Raw genomic sequence first — 21,169 nt, forward strand, 5'->3', positions numbered from 1 at the left:
TGACAATAGGTTGGCTGTGCGCAGTCTACAGGCTCGGCCCGGACAAAATCTTGAGCTTGCGCCAGCAGGATCCCTGCTGAAACGATGCACTGTGTCTGGAGCGCCTGCACTGAAGTTTATTGGAAAAAATATTCCACGTGAAAAATAATTGGAATATTTATTGATTGTTCGATCCGGCTCGTTTTAGTCTGCATCCACCAAGAGTGCCCGGCGCGGTCACCGCGTCGGGCACAGGCTGATAAAAATAACAGGAGCCAGCATGGGCCAGACTCGTTTTGCCAGTGGACGTCAATTGGATCTGATTTGCCTCGGACGCCTTGGCGTCGACCTCTATGCGCAGCAAGTCGGGGCAAGGCTGGAGGATGTGAGCAGCTTCGCCAAATACCTTGGAGGCTCCTCCGCCAACATCGCGTTCGGCACCGCCCGGTTGGGGCTCAGATCGGCGATGCTGAGCCGCACCGGCGACGATCACATGGGGCGTTTCCTGATCGAATCCCTGGCCCGTGAAGGTTGCGATGTCAGCGGCATCAAGGTCGATCCGGAGCGACTGACCGCCATGGTGCTGCTCGGTCTCAAGGATCGGGAAACCTTTCCCCTGGTCTTCTACCGTGAGAATTGCGCCGACATGGCGCTGCGGGCCGAAGACATCAGCGAAGCCTTTATCGCCTCCAGCAAAGCCTTGCTGATCACCGGCACCCATTTCTCCACCGACGGCGTCTACAAGGCGAGCACCCAGGCGCTGGACTACGCCGAAAAGCACAACGTCAAACGGGTGCTGGACATCGACTACCGCCCGGTCCTGTGGGGGCTCGCCGGCAAGGCGGACGGCGAAACCCGTTTCGTTGCCGATCAGAACGTCACTCAACATGTGCAACAAATCCTCCCGCGCTTCGACCTTGTGGTCGGGACCGAAGAAGAGTTTCTGATGGCCGGTGGTTCCGAGGATTTGCTCACTGCGCTGCGCAATGTCCGGCGGCTGAGTGCAGCGACCCTGGTGGTCAAACTCGGCCCACAAGGTTGCACGGTGATTCACGGAGAGATTCCGGCGCGTCTTGAAGACGGCGCGATTTATCCCGGGGTGCGGGTCGAAGTGCTGAACGTACTGGGCGCCGGCGATGCGTTCATGTCGGGTTTCCTCAGCGGTTGGCTGGAGGATGCCAGCGACGAGCGTTGCTGCCAGTTGGCCAATGCCTGCGGTGGTCTGGTGGTATCGCGCCATGCCTGCGCACCGGCGATGCCAACCCGTGCCGAGCTCGATTACCTGTTCAGCAGCCCGGTGCCGATTACCCGGCCTGATCAGGACGCCATCCTGCAACGTCTGCATCAGGTCAGTGTGCCGCGCAAACAGTGGAAGCAACTGTTCATCTTTGCCTTCGACCATCGCGGGCAATTGGTTGAATTGGCCCAGAAGGGCGGACGCGACCTCGGCGCCATCGGCGAACTCAAGCAACTGTTCATCAAGGCCGTAGAGCGTGTCGAAAAAGATCTGCGCGAGCAGGGCATCGAAGCCGATGTCGGGCTGCTGGCGGATCAGCGTTTCGGCCAGGACTCGCTGAACGCCGCCACCGGTCGAGGCTGGTGGGTGGCGCGGCCGGTCGAGGTGCAGGGCTCGCGGCCGCTGGCCTTCGAGCATGGGCGCTCGATCGGCAGCAACCTGATCGTCTGGCCGCAAGAGCAAATCATCAAATGCCTGGTGCAATTTCACCCGGACGACGAACCGATGCTGCGCCTGGAGCAGGAGGCGCAGATCAAGGCGCTGTATCAGGCGTCACAAGTCAGCGGTCATGAACTGCTGCTGGAAATCATCCCGCCCAAGGATCACCCCTCACCTCATCCCGATGTGTTGTATCGCGCGCTCAAACGCCTCTACAACCTGGGCATCTACCCGGCGTGGTGGAAGATAGAAGCGCAAAGCGCCGAGGAATGGCGACAGCTCGACGAACTGATCCAGGCGCGCGATCCCTATTGCCGAGGCGTAGTGCTGCTGGGCCTGAATGCCCCTGCATCAGCGTTGGCCGAAGGCTTTCAACAGGCCAGTCAGAGTCAGACCTGCCGTGGGTTCGCCGTGGGCCGGACGATTTTCCAGGCGCCGAGCCGCTCCTGGCTGGCCGGGGAAATCGACGACGAAACGCTGATCCGCCAGGTACAGGGCACCTTCGTCGAGCTGATCGATGCCTGGCGCACGGCCCGGGCCTGAGCCGCGGTTGAACATTCTAGAAATAACAATAAAAGGTGCAGCCATGCCCGCTATCCGAATTGGCATCAACCCGATTTCCTGGAGCAACGACGACCTGCCGTCCCTCGGCGGTGAAACACCGCTGAGCACCGCCCTCAGCGAAGGCAAGGCCATCGGTTATGAAGGCTTCGAACTCAACGGCAAGTTTCCCAAGGACGCCAAAGGCGTTGGCGACGTGCTGCGCCCGTATGACCTGGCGCTGGTGTCCGGCTGGTATTCCAGTCGCCTCGCACGTCGTTCGGTGGCCGAGGAAATCGACGCGATTGCCAGCCATGTCGAGCTGCTGGCGAAGAACGGCGCGAACGTGCTGGTTTACGGTGAGGTGGCCGACTCGATTCAGGGCCAGCGAATTCCCTTGGTCGAGCGCCCGCGTTTTCACACCGAACAGGCGTGGCAACAATACGCCGACAAGCTGACCGAACTGGCGCGCTTCACCCTGTCACAAGGCGTGCGTCTGGCGTATCACCACCATATGGGCGCCTACGTCGAATCCCCGTCGGACATCGATACCCTGATGGCGCTGACCGGCAATGAAGTCGGGCTGCTGTTCGATTCGGGCCATTGCTACATGGGCGGCGGTGAACCCTTGCAGGTGCTGCGCAAGCACCTGTCGCGCATCTGCCACGTGCACTTCAAGGATGTGCGCAAACCGGTGGTGCAACTGGCGCGTAACAACCTGTGGAGCTTCCCCGACTGCATCATCAACGGCACCTTCACCGTGCCGGGGGATGGTGACATCGACTTCGCCGAACTGCTGGACGTGCTGCTGGCGGCCGATTACCACGGCTGGCTGGTGGTCGAGGCCGAGCAGGATCCGGCAGTGGCGCCGAGTTATGTCTACGCAAAAAAAGGCTTCGACACCTTGCGCGCGTTGCTCGACGAGAGGACTGCACGATGAGCCTGCTGGTCAAAAGCAATGCCCGTGGCCGTACCATGGTCGAGCTGGCTGAAGGTGAACTGCAATACGTCGGTTTTGCCGCCTATCGGTTGAGCCTGGGTGAAACCTTGCCTGTTGCCGCAGGCGACAAGGAGCTGTGCCTGGTGCTGCTCAGCGGCCGGATCGGCATCCACGGCGAAGCACCGGGGCAGGGCGCCTTCAACTGGGACAACCTCGGTGATCGCCAGTCGGTGTTCGAAGACAAATCCCCGTTCGCCGCGTACCTGCCACCCGGCAGTCAGGCGCAGGTGGTGGCATTGAGTGATGCGCAAGTGGCGGTTTGTGCCGCTCCCGGCTCGACCACTACGGACCTCGGCCCGCGCCTGATCAGGCCTGAAGCCATGAAGCGCAGCGTGCGCGGCAAGGGCGCCAACACCCGCTATGTCTGCGACATTCTGCCGGACAGTGAACCGGCCCATTCGCTGCTGGTGGTGGAAGTGCGCACGCCGTCGGGGCACTCCTCGAGCTACCCGCCGCACAAGCACGACACCGACGACCTGCCGCACCAGAGCTTTCTCGAAGAAACCTACTACCACCAGATCAACCCGCCCCAGGGCTTCGTGTTCCAGCGGGTCTACACCGACGACCGCAGCATCGATCAGGCCATGGCCGTGGAAAACAGCGACCTCGTCGTCGTGCCCAAGGGCTATCACCCGGTCAGCGTGCCGTATGGCTACGAGTCCTACTACCTGAACGTGATGGCCGGGCCGAAACGCGTCTGGCAGTTCCATAACGACCCGCAGCACAGCTGGCTGCTGGATCTCTGAATTCCAACTTTCGCACGGAGAACAAGAACAATGAGCGACACCCCGGTCATAGGCCATTACCTCGACGGTCAGGTGCAGGACAGTGGTAGCGAACGATTCAGCGATGTCTTCAATCCGGCCACCGGCGGCGTTCAGGCGCGGGTCGGGCTGGCCAGCCAGAAGACCGTGGACGCTGCCGTCGCTTCGGCGCTGAAGGCCTTTCCGGCCTGGTCCGAGCAATCGTCCCTGCGCCGTTCGCGGGTGATGTTCAAGTTCAAGGAATTGCTCGATCGTCACCACGACGAACTGGCCGAAATCATCAGCCGGGAACACGGCAAGGTGTTTTCCGACGCCAAGGGCGAAGTCACCCGAGGCATTGAAATCGTCGAGTACGCCTGCGGTGCACCGAACCTGTTGAAGACCGAGTTCAGCGATAACATCGGCGGCGGTATCGACAACTGGAACCTGCGTCAGCCGCTCGGCGTCTGCGCCGGGGTCACGCCGTTCAACTTCCCGGTGATGGTGCCGCTGTGGATGATTCCGCTGGCGCTGGTCACCGGCAACTGCTTCATCCTCAAACCGTCCGAGCGCGACCCGTCCGCCAGTTTGCTGATGGCTCGCCTGTTGACCGAAGCCGGTTTGCCGGACGGTGTGTTCAACGTGGTTCAGGGCGACAAGACGGCGGTCGACGCCTTGCTGCAGCACCCGGACATCGAGGCGATTTCGTTTGTCGGTTCGACGCCGATTGCCGAATACATCCACCAACAGGCCACCGCGCGCGGCAAGCGGGTGCAGGCGCTGGGCGGCGCGAAGAATCACATGATCGTCATGCCCGACGCGGATCTGGATCAGGCGGCGGATGCCTTGATCGGCGCCGCTTACGGATCGGCCGGTGAGCGCTGCATGGCGATTTCGATTGCGGTCGCGGTGGGCGAAGTCGGCGATCAACTGATCGCCAAACTGTTGCCGCGCATCGATCAGTTGAAAGTCGGCAACGGTCTGCAAGGCGACAACGACATGGGCCCGCTGGTCACCGCCGAACACAAGGCCAGGGTGGAAGGCTTTATCGATCAGGGCGTGGCCCAGGGCGCGCAGCTGATTGTCGACGGCCGTCACTTCAAGGTGCCGGGGGCCGAGACGGGCTTTTTCGTCGGCGCGACGCTGTTCGATCACGTCACCACCGACATGAGCATCTATCAGCAGGAAATCTTCGGCCCGGTGCTGGGCATCGTTCGCGTGCCGGATTTCGCCAGTGCCGTGGCGCTGATCAACGCCCATGAATTCGGCAATGGCGTGTCGTGCTTCACCAGCGATGGCGGGATCGCCCGCGCCTTCGCCCGCAGCATCAAGGTCGGGATGGTCGGCATCAACGTGCCGATTCCGGTGCCCATGGCCTGGCATTCGTTCGGTGGCTGGAAGCGCTCGCTGTTCGGCGATCACCATGCCTACGGAGAAGAAGGCATTCGTTTCTACAGCCGTTACAAAAGCGTGATGCAGCGCTGGCCCGACAGCATTGCCAAGGGGCCGGAATTCAGCATGCCGACGGCCAAATAATTCCTCTGCGCGGAGAACAACAAGAATGAGTACTCCCCTGCGTTTTGCCCTCAACCGAATGGTCGCTCCACGTTTGTCCCTGCTGGCGTTCATCGAATTGGCGGTGACCCTCAAGGCCGACGCCATCGAGATCCGCAACGACCTCAAAGGCATCGAGATCGAGGACGGCACCGCACCCGAACACGTGCGTGAGTTGTGCACGGCCCACGGCATCAGCGTGCTGTCGATCAACGCGCTGTATCCGTTCGACGTTTGGAATGACGAGCGCCGCGCGCAGGCCTTGAAGCTGGCTGCCTATGCCCGCGATTGTGGTGCGCGGGGGCTGGTGATGTGCCCGTTGAACGATCGCGCCGATCCGCGCAGCGTCGCCGAACGTGCGTCGGGCCTGCGCACCGCGTTGAGCGAGCTGGCGCCGATCCTGCGCGATCATGGCCTGCTGGGTTTCATCGAGCCGCTGGGTTTCAAAGCCTGCTCGCTGCGTCGCAAACGCACGGCGGTGGAGGCGATCAGGGCGGGCGGCGGGCTGGATGTGTTCCGTCTGGTGCATGACACCTTTCACCACCACCTGGGCGGTGAGCAAGAGTTTTTCCCTGAGCTGACCGGGCTGGTGCACATCTCCGGTGTCGAGGAGACCGAGGCGCCGCTGGCGACCCTTGGCGATGGTCACCGGGTGCTGGTGGGCGCGGACGACATTCTCGGCAACGCGGCACAAATCAACAGCCTGCTCGCTGGCGGCTACAGCGGCTACCTGTCGTTTGAGCCGTTTGCCGACAGCGTCCATGGCCTGGCGGATATTCAGACGGCGATCGGCGCGAGCATGGACCACCTGAGCCAATCCCTGAGTTGACAGTGCCCCTCGCAGGGATCGGATCTGAATTTGAAAGGTGCGGTTATGACCACAACAAGACTGACCATGGCCCAGGCCCTGGTGAAATTCCTCGATAACCAGTACATCGAGGTCGATGGCGTTCAGAGCAAGTTCGTCGCCGGGATCTTTACCATTTTCGGCCACGGCAACGTGCTGGGTCTGGGGCAGGCGCTGGAGCAGGACAGCGGTGACCTGATCGTCCATCAGGGCCGCAACGAACAAGGCATGGCCCATGCGGCGATCGGTTTCGCCAAGCAGCATCTGCGACGCAAGATCTACGCCTGCACCTCGTCCGTGGGGCCGGGCGCGGCGAACATGCTGACCGCTGCCGCCACCGCGACCGCCAACCGGATTCCCTTGCTGTTGTTGCCGGGTGACGTCTATGCCTGCCGTCAACCGGATCCGGTGTTACAACAGATCGAACAGTTCCACGACCTGAGCATCAGTACCAACGATGCGTTCAAGGCCGTGAGCAAATACTGGGATCGCATCAACCGCCCCGAGCAATTGATGACTGCGGCGATCCACGCCATGCGCGTGCTCACGGATCCCGCCGAAACCGGCGCCGTGACCCTGGCCCTGCCGCAGGATGTGCAGGCCGAAGCCTACGACTATCCCGATTACTTCCTGCAAAAACGCGTGCACCGGATCGAGCGTCGTCCGGCCACTGAAGCGATGCTCGGCGATGCCTTGGCGTTGTTCAAAGGCAAACGCAAACCGCTGATCATCTGTGGTGGCGGCGTCAAATACTCGGGTGCCAGCGCGGCGTTGCAGGCGTTTGCCGAGCGCTTCGATATTCCCTTCGCCGAAACCCAGGCCGGCAAAAGCGCGGTGGTGTCCAGCCATCCGCTGAACGTCGGTGGCATTGGCGAAACCGGTTGCCTGGCGGCGAACCTGCTGGCCAAAGAGGCGGATCTGATCATCGGGGTTGGCACTCGCTACAGCGATTTCACCACCGCGTCGAAATCCTTGTTCCAGCACCCTGACGTGCAATTTCTCAACCTCAATATCAGCCCCTGCGATGCCCTGAAACTCGACGGCGTGCAACTGTTGGCGGACGCCCGAACAGGTTTGTCGGCGCTGGCCGAAGCGCTGGGGGACTACCGTTCCGGCTGGGGCGACCAGCCCCGTCAGGCCCGGGCGCAACTGGACGAGGAAGTGGATCGCCTTTATCAGATCGACTACCAGGCTCGGGACTTCGTCCCGGAAATCAACGACCACCTCGATCCGGCGGTGTTGCGCGAATTCATCGAGCTGACCGGTTCCTGCCTGACCCAGAGCCGTGTGCTAGGCGTGCTCAATGAAACCCTTGCCGATGACGCGGTCATCGTCGCTGCCGCCGGCAGCCTGCCCGGTGACTTGCAGCGCAGCTGGCGTAGCAAGGGGGTGAACACTTATCACGTCGAATACGGATATTCGTGCATGGGCTATGAGGTGAACGCCGCGCTGGGCGTGAAGCTTGCCGAGCCCGAGCACGAGGTTTATGCGCTGGTGGGCGACGGCTCTTACATGATGCTGCACTCGGAGCTTGCCACCTCGATTCAGGAGCGGCGCAAGATCAACGTGGTGCTGTTCGACAACATGACCTTCGGTTGCATCAACAATCTGCAGATGGGCAACGGCATGGACAGCTTTGCCACCGAGTTCCGTTTCCGCAACCCGCAGAGCGGCAAGCTCGACGGTGCTTTCGTGCCGGTGGATTTCGCCATGAGCGCGGCGGCCTACGGCTGCAAGACCTACAAGGTGAACACCGTTGAAGAGTTGCAGGCGGCGCTGGCCGATGCGCGCTTGCAGACGGTCTCGACCCTGATCGACATCAAGGTTCTGCCCAAGACCATGATTCACGGTTACCTGTCGTGGTGGCGGGTCGGCGTGGCGCAAGTCTCCACCAGCGCCCGCACCGATGCAGTGGCCAAAACCCTGAACGAACGACTGGCCAAGGCCCGTCAGTACTGATTGCTCTGAATCGAACAACTACAAGGAATCCTTTTATGTCATTGCTTTCCCAAGCGTTGCGGCTAGGCGTCATCGGCACCGGGGCTATCGGTCAGGATCACATCCGTCGTTGCAGCCAGACCTTGCTCAACAGTCAGGTCGTCGCGGTTACCGACATCAATTTGCAGCAGGCGGCCAAGGTCGTGGCTGACCTGAATCTGACCGCCGAGGTCTATCCCGACGGCCACGCGCTGATCCAGGCGCCGGACGTCGAGGCGATCCTCGTCACCTCCTGGGGCCCGAGCCACGAAGAGTTTGTGCTGGCCGCGATTGCGGCGGGCAAACCGGTGTTCTGCGAGAAACCGTTGGCGGTGACCGCCGAAGGCTGCCGCAAGATCGTCGAGGCCGAAGTGGCCCACGGCAAACGGCTGGTGCAGGTCGGTTTCATGCGTCCGTACGATGAAGGTTATCGCGCGCTGAAGTCGGTGATCGACAGTGGCCAGATCGGCGAGCCTTTGATGCTGCATTGCGCGCACCGCAACCCGAGCGTGGGCGAAAACTACAAGACCGACATGGCAATCACCGACACGTTGATCCATGAACTGGACGTGCTGCGCTGGTTGCTCGACGACGATTACGTCTCGGTGCAGGTGGTGTTCCCGCGCAAGAGCAGCAAAGCCCTCGCGCATTTGAAAGATCCGCAGATCGTGCTGCTGGAAACCGCAAAGGGCACACGGATCGACGTGGAGGTTTTCGTCAATTGCCAGTACGGCTATGACATCCAGTGCGAAGTGGTGGGGGAGACCGGCATCGCCAAATTGCCGGAGCCGTCTCAGGTGCAATTGCGCAGCGGGGCCAAGCTGTCCAACGCGATTCTGATGGACTGGAAGGATCGCTTTATCGCGGCCTATGACGTCGAGTTGCAGGCGTTCATCGATGGCGTGCGGGCAGGGCAGGTCGGCGGGCCGTCGGCGTGGGACGGCTTCGCCGCCGCCGTTGCCGCCGATGCGTGCATCGAAGCGCAGCACAGCGGGGCGATCGTCAAGGTCGCACTGCCAGACCGTCCCCATTTCTACAGCTGACGCAAATCCCTGTGGGAGCGAGCTTGTTCGCGATTGCGGTCTATCAGGGCACATCAATGTGGAATGTGCCGCCGCCATCGCGGGCAAGCCCGCTCCCACAGGGTCCGCGTTTTATTCAGGGAAATACTTGTATGCGCATCGGACTTGTCGGTTACGGCCACGGCGGCCGGTTTTTTCATGCTCCGCTGATCAGCAGCCTGCCGGCGGCGACGTTTGTCGGCGTGGTTACTCGTTCAGCGGAGCGCCGACAGTTGCTGGCGGCGGAGCATCCGGGTGTGCCGGCCTTCGACAGCATCGGCCACTTGGTGGAAGCCGGGATCGATGTGCTAGTGGTATCGACGCCCCTCAAGGGGCGGCCGGCACTGGTGCTCGACGGCATCGAACACGGCGTGGCGGTAGTCAGCGACAAGCCGTTCGCCGCCGACTGGCAGCAGGCGCAAACCCTGATCACCATGGCCGAGCGCCAGAATGTTCCGCTCAGCGTGTATCAAAACCGGCGCTGGGACTCAGACTTTCTAACCGTGCGCAAACTCATCGAATCCGGCGCGCTGGGCCAGGTCAGCCGGTTCGAGTCGCGGATCGAGCGTTACTCGCCGTCATCGGTTCACAACAGCAGCGGCGGTGGTTTCCTGCGCGATCTGGGCAGTCATCTGGTCGATCAGGCGTTGTTGCTGTTCGGCCCGGTGACACGGGTCTACGCCGAACTGGACTACCTGGAAAAAGACCAGACCTTCGATCACGGCTTCTTCATGTCCCTGACCCACGTCAACGGCGTGACCTCGCACCTGGGCGGCAGTTGCCTGCAGAACAGCCCCGGCCCGCGCTTTCGGGTGAGCGGTACGCTGGGTTGTTACAGCGTCGAGGGGCTGGACGGGCAGGAGGTCCAGGCGCTGGCCGGGCTTTCGCCGAAGACCGAAGGCGAGCGCTGGGGCGTCGAGGAGCACCGACGTTGGGGCTGGTTCGAACACGGAGAAGAGCGCGAACGGGTTCCGTCCGAGCGCGGCTGCTGGAGTCAGTTCTATTTGCAGCTACAAATCGCCTTGCAAAACGGTGGCCCGCTGCCCGTGGATGCCCGCGATGCACTGGCGACAACCCGCGTGCTAGACGCTGCGCGACTGAGTTCCAAACGTCATCAGGTAGTGGAGCTGAGCGAGTTCGCAAGCCATGGAATAAAATCACAATAAAATTCTAAAACAGGTTGATATAGAAAATAATTTCCAATAGAGTCGATTTCAGATTCTCTGTCTCGCCATACGTTCCAACGCCTCGACTGCTTGTCCGCTTACTGAAATCGTCACGCCTCATCCATAAAACCAACAAGAATGTGGAGAAAGACTTTTCATGAAGACCAAGACCCGTTTTGCCTCACTGGCCTTGTCCCTGATGTTCGCCAGCGGCGCTGTGCTGGCCGATATGAAGATCGGCGTCAGCATGTCCCAGTTCGATGACACCTGGCTGACCTACCTGCGTGAATCCATGGACAAGAAAGCCAGGTCCTATCCCGACGGCGTCAAGCTGCAGTTCGAAGACGCCCGCAGCGACGTGGTCAAGCAACTGAGCCAGGTCGAAAGCTTCATCAGCCAGAAGGTCGACGCCATCGTGGTTAATCCGGTGGATACCGCCGCCACCAAGAAGATTACTGAAGCGGCAGTGAAGGCCGGCATTCCACTGGTCTATGTCAACCGCCGCCCCGATGACCTGAACCTGCCTAAAGGCGTCGTGACCGTCGCCTCCAACGACCTGGAGGCCGGCGAGATGCAGATGCAGTACCTGGCCGACAAGATGGGCGGCAAGGGCAACATCGTGATCTTGCTGGGTGACCTCGCGAACAACTCCACCACTAACCGCACCAAGGGCGTCAAAGAGGTGCTGGCCAAATACCCGGACATCAAGGTCGAGCAGGAGCAGAGCGGCGTCTGGCTGCGGGACAAGGGCATGACCCTGGTCAACGACTGGCTGACACAGGGCCGCAAATTCGACGCGGTCGTCTCCAACAACGACGAAATGGCCATCGGTGCCGCGATGGCGCTGCAACAGGCCGGCGTCGCCAAAGGCAGCGTGCTGATTGCGGGTGTCGACGGCACGCCGGACGGCTTGAACGCCGTGAAGAAGGGCTCGCTGGCCGCTTCCGTGTTCCAGGACGCCAAGGGCCAGGCCGACGGTTCCATCGATACCGCGGTGAGAATGGCGAAGAACGAGCCGGTCGAGCCGGCCGTCTGGGTGCCGTTCCGCCTGATCACGCCGCAAAACGTTGACCAGTTCAAATAGTCCGTCCGTTCAATAACAACAATAAGCCCGCAAGGTGGCGATCGCGACCTTGCCGATGGAGTACCTGATCATGTTCGCTTCAGCGACTGCTTCGAGCACCCCTTTGACGGGGAGCCCGCCCACTGCAATACCTGTCGAAGAGCCGTACCTGCTGGAGATCCTCAACGTCAGCAAGGGTTTCCCCGGTGTGGTGGCGTTGTCCGATGTGCAACTGCGGGTACGCCCCGGTTCCGTGCTGGCGCTCATGGGCGAGAATGGCGCGGGCAAATCCACCCTGATGAAAATCATCGCCGGCATCTATCAGCCAGACGCCGGCGAACTGCGCCTGCGGGGCAAACCGGTGGTGTTCGAAACGCCACTGGCGGCGCTTCAGGCCGGGATAGCAATGATTCATCAGGAACTCAACCTGATGCCGCACATGAGCATCGCCGAAAACATCTGGATCGGCCGCGAGCAGCTCAACGGCTTTCACATGATCGACCATCGGGAAATGCACCGCTGCACGGCGAAACTGCTGGAGCGCCTGCGGATCAACCTTGATCCCGAAGAGCTGGTCGGCAATCTGAGTATTGCCGAGCGGCAGATGGTCGAGATCGCCAAAGCCGTGTCCTACGACTCCGACATCCTGATCATGGACGAACCGACGTCGGCCATCACCGACAAGGAAGTCGGCCACCTGTTCTCGATCATTGCCGACCTGAAACGTCAGGGCAAAGGCATTATCTACATCACCCACAAAATGAACGAAGTGTTCGCGATCGCCGATGAAGTGGCGGTGTTCCGTGACGGTGCCTACATCGGGCTGCAGCGAGCCGATTCCATGGACAGCGACAGCCTGATTTCGATGATGGTCGGTCGTGAATTGAGCCAGTTGTTTCCGGTGCGTGAAAAGCCGATTGGCGATCTGTTGCTGTCGGTGCGCGACCTCAAGCTCGACGGTATTTTCAAGGGTGTTTCCTTCGACCTGCATGCCGGGGAAATCCTGGGCATCGCCGGCTTGATGGGCTCCGGCCGGACCAACGTGGCTGAGGCGATCTTCGGCATCACGCCCAGCGACGGTGGCGAGATCCGTCTCGATGGCGAGGTGGTGCGCATCCGCGATCCGCACATGGCGATCGAGAAGGGCTTCGCACTGTTGACCGAGGATCGCAAGCTCAGTGGTCTGTTCCCGTGCCTCTCGGTGCTGGAGAACATGGAAATGGCCGTCCTGCCGCACTACGCCGGCCACGGTTTCATCCAGCAAAAAGCCTTGCGCGCCTTGTGCGAAGACATGTGCAAGAAGCTGCGGGTGAAAACACCGTCGCTGGAGCAGTGCATCGACACCTTGTCGGGTGGCAATCAGCAGAAAGCCTTGCTGGCGCGCTGGTTGATGACCAACCCGCGAATCCTGATTCTCGACGAGCCGACCCGCGGCATCGACGTCGGCGCCAAGGCCGAGATTTACCGGCTCATCGCCTACCTCGCCAGCGAAGGCATGGCGGTGATCATGATTTCTTCGGAGCTGCCGGAAGTGCTCGGCATGAGCGACCGGGTGATGGTCATGCACGAGGGCGACCTGATGGGCACCCTCGACTGCAGCGAGGCGACTCAGGAGCGGGTGATGCAACTGGCTTCGGGCCTGTCCTCGGTTCATTAACGGATACCGCTGGTGGCTGAGGCCGCCGTCGATGATGCGATAGAAAGGTGAGTGGTTATGAACGCGATACTGGAAAACAAACCGGCCACGGCACCGGTCAAGAGTCGCCGGCGCTTTCCGACGGAGCTGAGCATTTTCCTGGTGCTGATCGGCATTGGCCTGGTGTTCGAACTGTTCGGCTGGATCGTGCGCGACCAGAGCTTTCTGATGAACTCCCAGCGGCTGGTGTTGATGATCCTGCAAGTGTCGATCATCGGCCTGCTGGCGATTGGCGTGACCCAGGTGATCATCACCACCGGTATCGACCTGTCGTCGGGTTCGGTACTCGCCTTGTCGGCGATGATCGCGGCCAGTCTGGCGCAGACTTCGGATTTCGCTCGGGCAGTGTTTCCGTCACTGACCGATTTGCCGGTCTGGATTCCCGTGATTGCCGGGCTTGGTGTCGGGTTGCTGGCGGGGGCGATCAACGGCAGCATCATCGCCATCACCGGGATTCCACCGTTCATTGCCACACTGGGGATGATGGTTTCAGCCCGTGGTCTGGCGCGTTATTACACCGAAGGCCAGCCGGTGAGCATGCTCTCGGATTCCTACACGGCCATTGGCCACGGGGCGATGCCGGTGATCATTTTTCTGGTGGTGGCGGTGATCTTCCACATCGCGCTGCGCTACACCAAATACGGCAAATACACCTACGCCATCGGCGGCAACATGCAGGCGGCGCGCACCTCCGGTATCAACGTCAAACGCCATCTGGTCATCGTCTACAGCATCGCCGGGTTGCTGGCGGGGCTGGCAGGCGTGGTGGCTTCGGCCCGCGCCGCTACCGGTCAGGCCGGGATGGGCATGTCTTATGAGCTGGATGCGATTGCCGCCGCAGTCATCGGTGGTACCAGTCTGGCGGGTGGGGTGGGGCGCATCACTGGCACGGTGATTGGCGCTCTGATTCTAGGGGTGATGGCCAGCGGTTTTACGTTTGTCGGGGTCGATGCCTACATTCAGGACATCATCAAGGGGCTGATCATCGTGGTTGCCGTGGTGATCGACCAATACCGCAACAAGCGCAAGCTCAAACGCTGAAGTTCATTGTCCTGGCTTGGTAACGCGGGATGAACGTCACACAGTAAAGCCGATCGGAAAGATCGGCTTTTTTGTTCCTGCGCAAAGACTGCTGAGGCGGCCAAGTCGTTCAGGGTTTCTTTTCTTCCATCCCATCTTTTGAGCCGCTGGACGTTTGCGCATCCTTATCTGTTTCGTGGGTCTCTGCACCGGAATTCGACCCCGAGGCTTCTTCGCCCTTTTTGTCGGCCCTGTCTTCCTTGGATTCGGTGCCTCCCTGGTTGACTCCGGGAATACCGGTAGGCGGGACGCTGCTTCCCGCCGTCGCAAGCGGTGCAGTGGCGGATAAAAGACTTCCAAGCATGAGGGCTGCAATGGTTTTGTTCATCGTCGGGGCTTCCGCGTCAGGTGGATTGACGTTGGAAAATCAGAAGCGAAACAAAGTGCCGGGCGGCTGACGGGCGGGAGAGCTGGGAGGCGGGTGGCTGTGTAGTCGAGCATCTTTGTAGAGAGCCTTCGGCCGAACATGGCTGCAACAGGCGGCAAATTGCTGGCCCCCGAATGTTTGAAGTCCCGGCAAACTCGCCTTTTTTCAAAAGGTTAGGTGGGCTATATGCGGACGATTGTCATCACCGTAGCAACGCTTTCCCTCGCTCTGTTCGCGGTGCAGGCCCAGGCCAGGGAACTGAGCAAGAGCCATCGTTTTGCGTGCACTTGGGGCTCGGACATCGCTGCCGGCGCGCAACAGTCGAAGTTGTCAGGGATTTCCCTGTACGGCGCCCGCAAGCGCTTGCAGGTACGTAAATTTCAGCAGCCGTGGATGCGCATGACCGCGATGGGCATCACGGAGCAAACCTATAACAGTACCTCGCGTCTCAAGCCCGCAGCCGTCAAGCAGACCTATTACGAACAATGCGTGAGACATGAACTGGCTCAGCGATAAAAGTGAAGCCCAACCTCAAGAGGTTGGGCTTTTTATTGTCTTGCGCAAATGCAGCGCTATTTGTCGCTTTCGCAATTGACCATCCATGACACGCCAAAACGATCCACCAGCATGCCGAAGCGTGCGGCCCAGAAGGTGGATTCCAGCGGCATGTCGACACGACCGTCCCTGGCCAGGGCGTTAAACACCCGTTCGGCCTCGGCGATGCTGTCGACATTCAGGGAGATCGAGCAGCCGCTCATGCCTGGGGTCGGGCGGTCGGGTGTGGTGTCCGAAGCCATGAGCATCTGATCGCCGACTTTCAGGCAGGTGTGGATGATCAGGTTGTGGTGCTCTTTGGGGACATGTTCGGCGGCTGGGGTTTCGCCGAAGGTCATCATCGCTTCGAGCTTGCCTTGCAGGCATTGCTCGTAAAACGTGAAGGCTGCGCGGCAGTCGCCGTTGAAGATCAGGTACGGGTTGATTTTCATGGTGGTGCTCCCGAATAGGCAGTGGAACGCTGCGCGGCCGGGTGTGCCGAAGCAGCGTCATGGATTGACTCCATCCAGCAAAGCGTTAGAACGCCGGATTGCCAGCCGATGCTGCAAGAATTTCCTTTCGGGGTGACCGATGGTCTGCGGGGAGGGATGTCAGGAGTCTCGCGGGTTTTTCTGCACCGTAGCGCCCGCCACCCGGGCGGCAGGTCGGGTTTGCATCAGCGCATCGATCGCCTTGCGATAGTTCTGTCCGCCTAGCGCCATGCTGTTGTTGTGCGTTGCGCCGGGCACCAGCAGCAGGCGTTTCGGTTGCCGGGCGGCGGCGAACAGTTGCTCGCTGAAGCGCGACGGCACGAATGCGTCGGCCAGACCGTGCACCACCAGCAGCGGCATGTGGATCTCGGCGATCTTGTCGATGGAGTCGAACTTCTGCGACAACAGCCAGCGCACGGGAAGAGAGGTGTTGGCCACCGCAGCCGCCACATCCGCCAATGAGGTGAACGTGGATTCGATGACCAGTCCGCGCACCGGCAGAGGGGTGTGATTTCTGGCAGCATCGCGGCCGAGTTCGGCAGCCAGGTCGATGGCGACCGCACCTCCCAGCGAATGTCCGTAAATCAGGCGTTTGTTCGGGTCGGGCTGCAACAGCTGGAAGCGTTCCCAGGCCACCCGCGCATCCTCGTACACCGTGCTCTCCGACGGCAGGTCGCCATGGCTCTGGCCGAAGCCGCGATAGTCGATGGCCAGCACCGAATAACCTGCCGCACGCAGTTGCTCGATACGGAACAGTTGCCCGGTGAGGTTCCAGCGCACGCCATGCAGATAAAGGATGGCCGGAGCATCGGCGCGCTCTGCCGGCCACCACCAGGCGTGAATGTTCTGCCCGGCCTTGAAGCTTTTCGGTTGCAGGTCGAGTTCCTGCACGCTGCCGGGCAATCCGTGATACCAGCCGGCCGTGCCCGGCTCGATGCGAAACAGCAGCTTGCGTTCGGTGTGTTCCAGCACGGCACAACTCGCCGGCACGCCGATGATCAGGGCGGCCATGCAGGCGAACGCCAGACGGCGGCGTCGAAGTCGGGTCATGAAGGCAAGGAACATTAAACGTTTCACCACGGCGCGGACAAAGAACGCTTTTTACCAGATGCCTTGACCTGCGCGTGACATTTTCGACCACCGCACGCCTGCAACGATTACAAAATGCTGCAGCGACTCAGTCGATCTTCAGCACGATCTTGCCGATGTGATCGCCCGCTTCCATGTGCGCATGGGCCTTGGCTGCGTCGGCGAGCGGGTAAACCTTGTCGATGATCGGCAGGCAGCGTCCGGCGGCCAGCACCGGCCAGACGTGTTCGCGCAATTGATCTGCGATGGCGGCTTTTTCCGCCGAGGTACGGGCGCGCAGGAGCGAACCGGTGACCACCGCACGCTTGCCGAGGATGGCCAGCAGATCGATGTCGTTGGCCCGCGCGCCGCCGAGGAAGCCGATCATTACCAACCGCCCATCCATCCCCAAGGCGCTGATGTTCCCGTTGAGGTACGAGCCGCCCATGATGTCGAGGATCACATTGACGCCCTGGCCGGCAGTTTGCTCGGCGATGACAGTCGCGAAATCCTGTTCCCGGTAGTTGATCGCTTCACCGCCCAGATTGCGGATCGCTGTGCATTTGTCGGCGCTGCCGGCGGTGGCGAAGGCTTCGATGCCAAACTCGCGGCACAGCATCAACGCGGTGGTGCCGATGCCGCTGGTGCCGCCGTGGATCAAGGCGCGCTGGCCACGGCTGGCGCCGCCGAGACCGAACAGGTTGGCCCACACGGTGAAAAAGGTTTCCGGAATGGCCGCTGCCTGGATCCAGTCCAGCCCATCGGGGATTGGCAAGACCTGGCCCGCCGGAACCGCGCAATATTCGGCGTAACCGCCGCCATTGGTCAGCGCGCACACGCGGTCACCCACCGCGAATGTGCTGACGCCATTGCCGACCGCCACGACTTCACCCGCCACTTCAAGGCCCGGGATCGGGTTCATGCCAGGCCTCATCGGGTACTTGCCGGCGCGTTGCAGGGCGTCCGGGCGATTGACGCCGGCGGCGTGCACGCGGATCAGTACTTCGCCTTCTGCGGCGACCGGCAGCGGGACGCGTCGGGATTGCAGAACCTCGGGCCCGCCCGGTTCGGTGATTTCCATTCGGGTCATATCAGTGGGCAACGTCATGTTCGATTCCTCTTGAAAAAGTGATCAGTAGATGGGAACGCAGTCAGGGCGCAATGATTCCCGTCATTCGGCGCAGCAGCGTTGCTCGACGGAGGAGGGCAGCAGTTTCAGGGCGTGCTCAAGTATCAGCGCGATCACGATGGCACCGCCGGCAATCACGAAGAGCAGCACATGTTGTCCGCCCGTGGCGTTGAACAGCGCCGAATAGGCGAAGCCCGCCAGCGCCTGAAACGTGGCGAACGACACCGTGGCCCGGCTCCACGCCACCTGCTGGCGATGGTGATCCGGTACCAGCTCATGCACTCGGGCCAATGCCAGCGGCACAATGCCCGGCGGGAATGAACCGAGGACCACCGCCAGCAGTGCCAACGCCAGGAACGAATGCGAAATGGCCAGCAAGCCAAGGGTGATCGCCTGCACCACCAGCACCAGACGAATGCCGGTTCGCGCGCCGAGATGATCGGCGAGGAAGCCGTAACTCACCGGGCCGACGATGGCGCCCAGACCGTACATGACCCACATCAGCGCGCCGACATGCGACCCGGCGCCCAGACCCCGGGCGACATAATCCACCAGAAAGACCATGGCCGGCACCAGCCCGGCGGCCATGAACGCGTACTGGGCAAACAGCAGATAAACCGCAGGCGGTGTCGGCTCGAGCGGATCCACCTGAGCCGTTGCGGTTGTTGCATGGGGCTGCTCCGAGGGCCAGCCGAACCAGCTCAAAGCCGTCAGTGCCAGCGACAGCACGCCCAATCCCAGCCATGTTGCTTGCAAGCCCAGGCTCAACAGCAGCGGAACGATCGTGCCCGAGCCGGCGATGCCCAGACCGATGCCGAGGAAAATCGCCCCGCTGGCCAGGCCTTTGCGCTCGGCCGGTACATGGGGCAATACAGTCGCAGCCACCAGCACCATGATCGCGCCACCCGCGATTCCCGACAGCAGGCGCCAGCCGAAATACCAGCTCACCGACACCGGGTACGCACAGGCGAAAAACGCCACGGTCACCGCCAGCATCATCAGGCGCAGAGCGTTTCTCTGAGTGAGCCGGCGTGCCAGCGGGCGGCCGAGGAGGGCGCCGATCAGGTAACCGACCAGGTTGGCCGCGCCGAGATAGACCACATCATGGGCGGAAAACCACTGCGCCTGAATCAGCGAGGGGATCAGCGGCGTGTAGGCGAAACGCGCCAGGCCGATGCTGACCAGGCTGGCGCAGAGTCCGGCGAAAATCGCCAGCCAGACTCTCGCGTCCGGACGCTCGGGCGAAGCAATTGAAGTGGGCATGACGGCAATCCTGTGGAAAGGTTTATGGCGCCCAGCATATCGGCTATCGTTGCTGCGTTAATGCAGCGAGTTTGCGTGATAGTGATGCGTTTATGCATCAATGGAGAACGGTATGAACTGGGATGATGCACGGGTGTTTCTTGCGGTCTGCCGCGAGTCGACATTGCGCGGTGCCGCCCGTGTACTGGGCGTGGATCAGGCAACGGTCGGGCGCCGCATCACGGCACTGGAAAAGTCGCTGGCCGCGACCTTGTTCCTGCGCACCTCCGAGGGCTATGCGCTGACGGCAGTCGGTGAAGCGGCGCTCAAATCCGTGGAAAAAATGGAGCATTCGGCACTGGAGCTGGAACGGCGTATCCAGGGCCTGGACGATCGTCTGACCGGCAGCGTGCGGGTCAGCACCACCGATTCGCTGGCCATCGATTTCCTGATCCCGGCCATCGCGCAGTTGCACGAACAGCATCCGGACGTGCGCGTGCAACTGGACGCCTCTACGCAGATCCTCAGCCTGGCCAAACGTGAAGCGGACATCGCCGTGCGCAATACCCGTCCGGACAACCCGGACCTGATCGCCCGGCGCATCGCGCGTTGGCCGGTGGGTTTGTTCGCCTCGCAGGCCTATGTCGACAGCCATGGCGTGCCGTCGCCGGGCAGTGCGTTCGAGGGCCATGACCTGGTGGTGTACCAGCCGTATCTGCAGGGCAACAAGGATCTGACCCTCGTGTCGGAGCCTGTGACTCGCGGGCGGATCGTCGCCGGTCTGAGCTCCAGCCTATTGGTCCGACGCTCGATTGCCGCCGGGTTGGGGGTAGGAGAAATCCCGCTCTACATGGGCGAGCGTGATGGTTTGGTCAGGCTGTGGCCGGAGCGCACGCGTCCGTTGCCTTATGAGGTGTGGCTGGTGACCCATGCGGATTTACGCCACAGCGCGCGGGTCAGGGCGGTGATCGAGCACATTGTCGAAGCGTTTGTGCCGGAAAACGAGTAGTCGTTCTGTCAATGAAAAAGCGGCCTTCACTGAAGGCCGCTTTTTTGTGAGCGTTGAAACCGGTGCCTCATGGCATTTCAGGCAACTCCTGAGGCCGCAGGTCAAACACCAGCACTTCGGCATCCTGGCCATTGCTCAGGGTCAGTGCCTGTTCTTCACGAACCCGTACGCCATCGCCTTCCTTCAACTGCACGCCGTTCAGTTCAACGCTGCCGCGAGCAACGTGGACATAGGCGTAACGGTTGGCAGGCAGCTTGAGGGTGGCACTTTCCTCGCCATCGAACAGCCCGGCATACACTCGTGCATCCTGGCGCACTTTCAGCGAGCCGTGACTGCCTTCGGGCGAGATGATCAGTTGCAGGCGACCGCGTTTTTTCTGTTCGTTGAAGTGCTCTTGCTGGTAGCGCGGTTTGGCGCCGCTGACGTCCGGCACGATCCAGATCTGCAGGAAGTGCACAGGCTTGGTCGCCGAGTGGTTGAACTCACTGTGGGCCACGCCACTGCCGGCACTCATCAGTTGCACGTCGCCGGGGCGGATCACCGAACCGGTGCCGAGAGTATCCTTGTGTTCCAGGGCGCCTTCGAGCACGTAGGAGAAAATCTCCATGTCGCGGTGCGGGTGCTGGCCGAAGCCTTTGCCGGCGGCGACGCGGTCATCGTTGATCACCAGCAGGTCGGAGAAACCCTGTTCACGCGGGTTGCGATAACTGGCGAAGGAAAAGGTGTGGAATGACTTCAACCAGCCATGATTGGCCAGACCACGGTCGGAAGCTTTGCGAAGGGTCAGCATGATCAGATCTCCTTTCAGGACGTTGATTCGTCCAAGTGAGGAGAAGGTTACTGGTTACGCTGGTGTGCAATAAGTAGGTGAAAATTGAAATACTGTCCCCTTGGAGTTGACAGTAATGTGCGTCAGTTCACGCATTCTTTTTCAACGTTTGCGCTGTA

19 protein-coding genes are annotated in these 21,169 nt (G+C 61.3%); 13 read left to right on the forward strand and 6 right to left on the reverse strand.

From position 1 onward, the window contains the following. Positions 1-259 precede the first annotated feature (259 nt). From C6Y56_RS09955 to C6Y56_RS10005, 11 genes are all read left to right on the forward strand, one after another. Positions 260-2,197, forward strand: coding sequence for a bifunctional 5-dehydro-2-deoxygluconokinase/5-dehydro-2-deoxyphosphogluconate aldolase (locus C6Y56_RS09955; protein ID WP_169429693.1), 1,938 nt, complete (start codon positions 260-262; stop codon positions 2,195-2,197). Between the two features lie 43 nt (positions 2,198-2,240). Continuing rightward, positions 2,241-3,134 carry a myo-inosose-2 dehydratase gene (iolE, locus tag C6Y56_RS09960; protein WP_007956043.1) on the forward strand — a complete coding sequence of 298 codons (894 nt, stop codon included), beginning with the start codon at positions 2,241-2,243 and terminating at the stop codon, positions 3,132-3,134. After that, positions 3,131-3,940: a 5-deoxy-glucuronate isomerase gene (iolB, locus tag C6Y56_RS09965; RefSeq protein ID WP_169429694.1), complete on the forward strand. Its 810-nt coding sequence runs from the start codon at positions 3,131-3,133 to the stop codon at positions 3,938-3,940. Before iolE ends, iolB begins: the two co-directional genes overlap by 4 nt. 30 nt (positions 3,941-3,970) lie before the next feature. Continuing rightward, entirely contained in the window at positions 3,971-5,473 is a 1,503-nt protein-coding gene (locus tag C6Y56_RS09970) for a CoA-acylating methylmalonate-semialdehyde dehydrogenase (protein WP_169429695.1), read from the forward strand. Between the two features lie 25 nt (positions 5,474-5,498). Then, positions 5,499-6,320 carry a TIM barrel protein gene (locus C6Y56_RS09975; RefSeq protein WP_169429696.1) on the forward strand — a complete coding sequence of 274 codons (822 nt, stop codon included), beginning with the start codon at positions 5,499-5,501 and terminating at the stop codon, positions 6,318-6,320. A 45-nt stretch (positions 6,321-6,365) separates the two neighbouring features. Then, the gene (gene iolD / locus C6Y56_RS09980) at positions 6,366-8,297 is read left to right on the forward strand and encodes a 3D-(3,5/4)-trihydroxycyclohexane-1,2-dione acylhydrolase (decyclizing) (protein ID WP_169429697.1); all 1,932 of its coding nucleotides are present in this window, start codon (positions 6,366-6,368) and stop codon (positions 8,295-8,297) included. A gap of 35 nt (positions 8,298-8,332) precedes the next feature. Beyond that, positions 8,333-9,358, forward strand: coding sequence for a Gfo/Idh/MocA family protein (locus tag C6Y56_RS09985; RefSeq protein ID WP_169429698.1), 1,026 nt, complete (start codon positions 8,333-8,335; stop codon positions 9,356-9,358). Positions 9,359-9,489: 131 nt separating this feature from the next. Beyond that, positions 9,490-10,542, forward strand: a complete 1,053-nt coding sequence (locus tag C6Y56_RS09990; RefSeq protein ID WP_169429699.1) for a Gfo/Idh/MocA family protein — start codon at positions 9,490-9,492, stop codon at positions 10,540-10,542. A 157-nt stretch (positions 10,543-10,699) separates the two neighbouring features. Then, a complete protein-coding gene (locus tag C6Y56_RS09995) occupies positions 10,700-11,626 on the forward strand; it encodes a sugar ABC transporter substrate-binding protein (RefSeq protein ID WP_169429700.1) in 927 nt (308 codons plus the stop codon). Between the two features lie 70 nt (positions 11,627-11,696). After that, positions 11,697-13,262 (forward strand): sugar ABC transporter ATP-binding protein, encoded by a 1,566-nt coding sequence (locus C6Y56_RS10000; protein ID WP_169429701.1) that lies wholly within the window; start codon positions 11,697-11,699, stop codon positions 13,260-13,262. A 57-nt stretch (positions 13,263-13,319) separates the two neighbouring features. Then, entirely contained in the window at positions 13,320-14,342 is a 1,023-nt protein-coding gene (locus C6Y56_RS10005) for an ABC transporter permease (protein WP_007956055.1), read from the forward strand. 109 nt (positions 14,343-14,451) lie between these two features. Here C6Y56_RS10005 and C6Y56_RS10010 read toward each other — a convergent pair whose 3' ends face one another. Further along, on the reverse strand, positions 14,452-14,709 hold the full coding sequence (locus tag C6Y56_RS10010) for a hypothetical protein (protein ID WP_169429702.1): 258 nt from the start codon (positions 14,707-14,709) through the stop codon (positions 14,452-14,454). A 225-nt stretch (positions 14,710-14,934) separates the two neighbouring features. On the opposite strand from C6Y56_RS10010, the gene C6Y56_RS10015 reads away from it, so the two are divergent. Next, a complete protein-coding gene (locus tag C6Y56_RS10015) occupies positions 14,935-15,264 on the forward strand; it encodes a hypothetical protein (RefSeq protein ID WP_169429703.1) in 330 nt (109 codons plus the stop codon). Between the two features lie 56 nt (positions 15,265-15,320). On the opposite strand, the gene C6Y56_RS10020 is transcribed toward C6Y56_RS10015, so the two are convergent. The 4 genes from C6Y56_RS10020 to C6Y56_RS10035 all read right to left on the reverse strand — a co-directional run bounded on the left by C6Y56_RS10020 (position 15,321) and on the right by C6Y56_RS10035 (position 19,233). Beyond that, entirely contained in the window at positions 15,321-15,734 is a 414-nt protein-coding gene (locus tag C6Y56_RS10020) for a VOC family protein (protein ID WP_169429704.1), read from the reverse strand. Positions 15,735-15,893: 159 nt separating this feature from the next. Next, positions 15,894-16,838, reverse strand: coding sequence for an alpha/beta hydrolase (locus C6Y56_RS10025; RefSeq protein WP_169429705.1), 945 nt, complete (start codon positions 16,836-16,838; stop codon positions 15,894-15,896). A 112-nt stretch (positions 16,839-16,950) separates the two neighbouring features. Then, positions 16,951-17,949: an NAD(P)H-quinone oxidoreductase gene (locus C6Y56_RS10030; RefSeq protein WP_169429706.1), complete on the reverse strand. Its 999-nt coding sequence runs from the start codon at positions 17,947-17,949 to the stop codon at positions 16,951-16,953. 63 nt (positions 17,950-18,012) lie between these two features. Next, positions 18,013-19,233 (reverse strand): YbfB/YjiJ family MFS transporter, encoded by a 1,221-nt coding sequence (locus C6Y56_RS10035; RefSeq protein ID WP_169429707.1) that lies wholly within the window; start codon positions 19,231-19,233, stop codon positions 18,013-18,015. Between the two features lie 112 nt (positions 19,234-19,345). Here C6Y56_RS10035 and C6Y56_RS10040 point away from each other — a divergent pair, with 112 nt between their 5' ends. Further along, positions 19,346-20,221, forward strand: coding sequence for a LysR family transcriptional regulator (locus C6Y56_RS10040; protein ID WP_169429708.1), 876 nt, complete (start codon positions 19,346-19,348; stop codon positions 20,219-20,221). A gap of 67 nt (positions 20,222-20,288) precedes the next feature. Here the strand turns inward: C6Y56_RS10040 and C6Y56_RS10045 are convergent, their stop codons facing one another. After that, positions 20,289-21,011 carry a pirin family protein gene (locus tag C6Y56_RS10045; RefSeq protein WP_169429709.1) on the reverse strand — a complete coding sequence of 241 codons (723 nt, stop codon included), beginning with the start codon at positions 21,009-21,011 and terminating at the stop codon, positions 20,289-20,291. Positions 21,012-21,169 lie beyond the last annotated feature (158 nt).

This window comes from Pseudomonas fluorescens, assembly GCF_012974785.1.
Lineage (GTDB): Bacteria > Pseudomonadota > Gammaproteobacteria > Pseudomonadales > Pseudomonadaceae > Aquipseudomonas > Aquipseudomonas fluorescens_BT.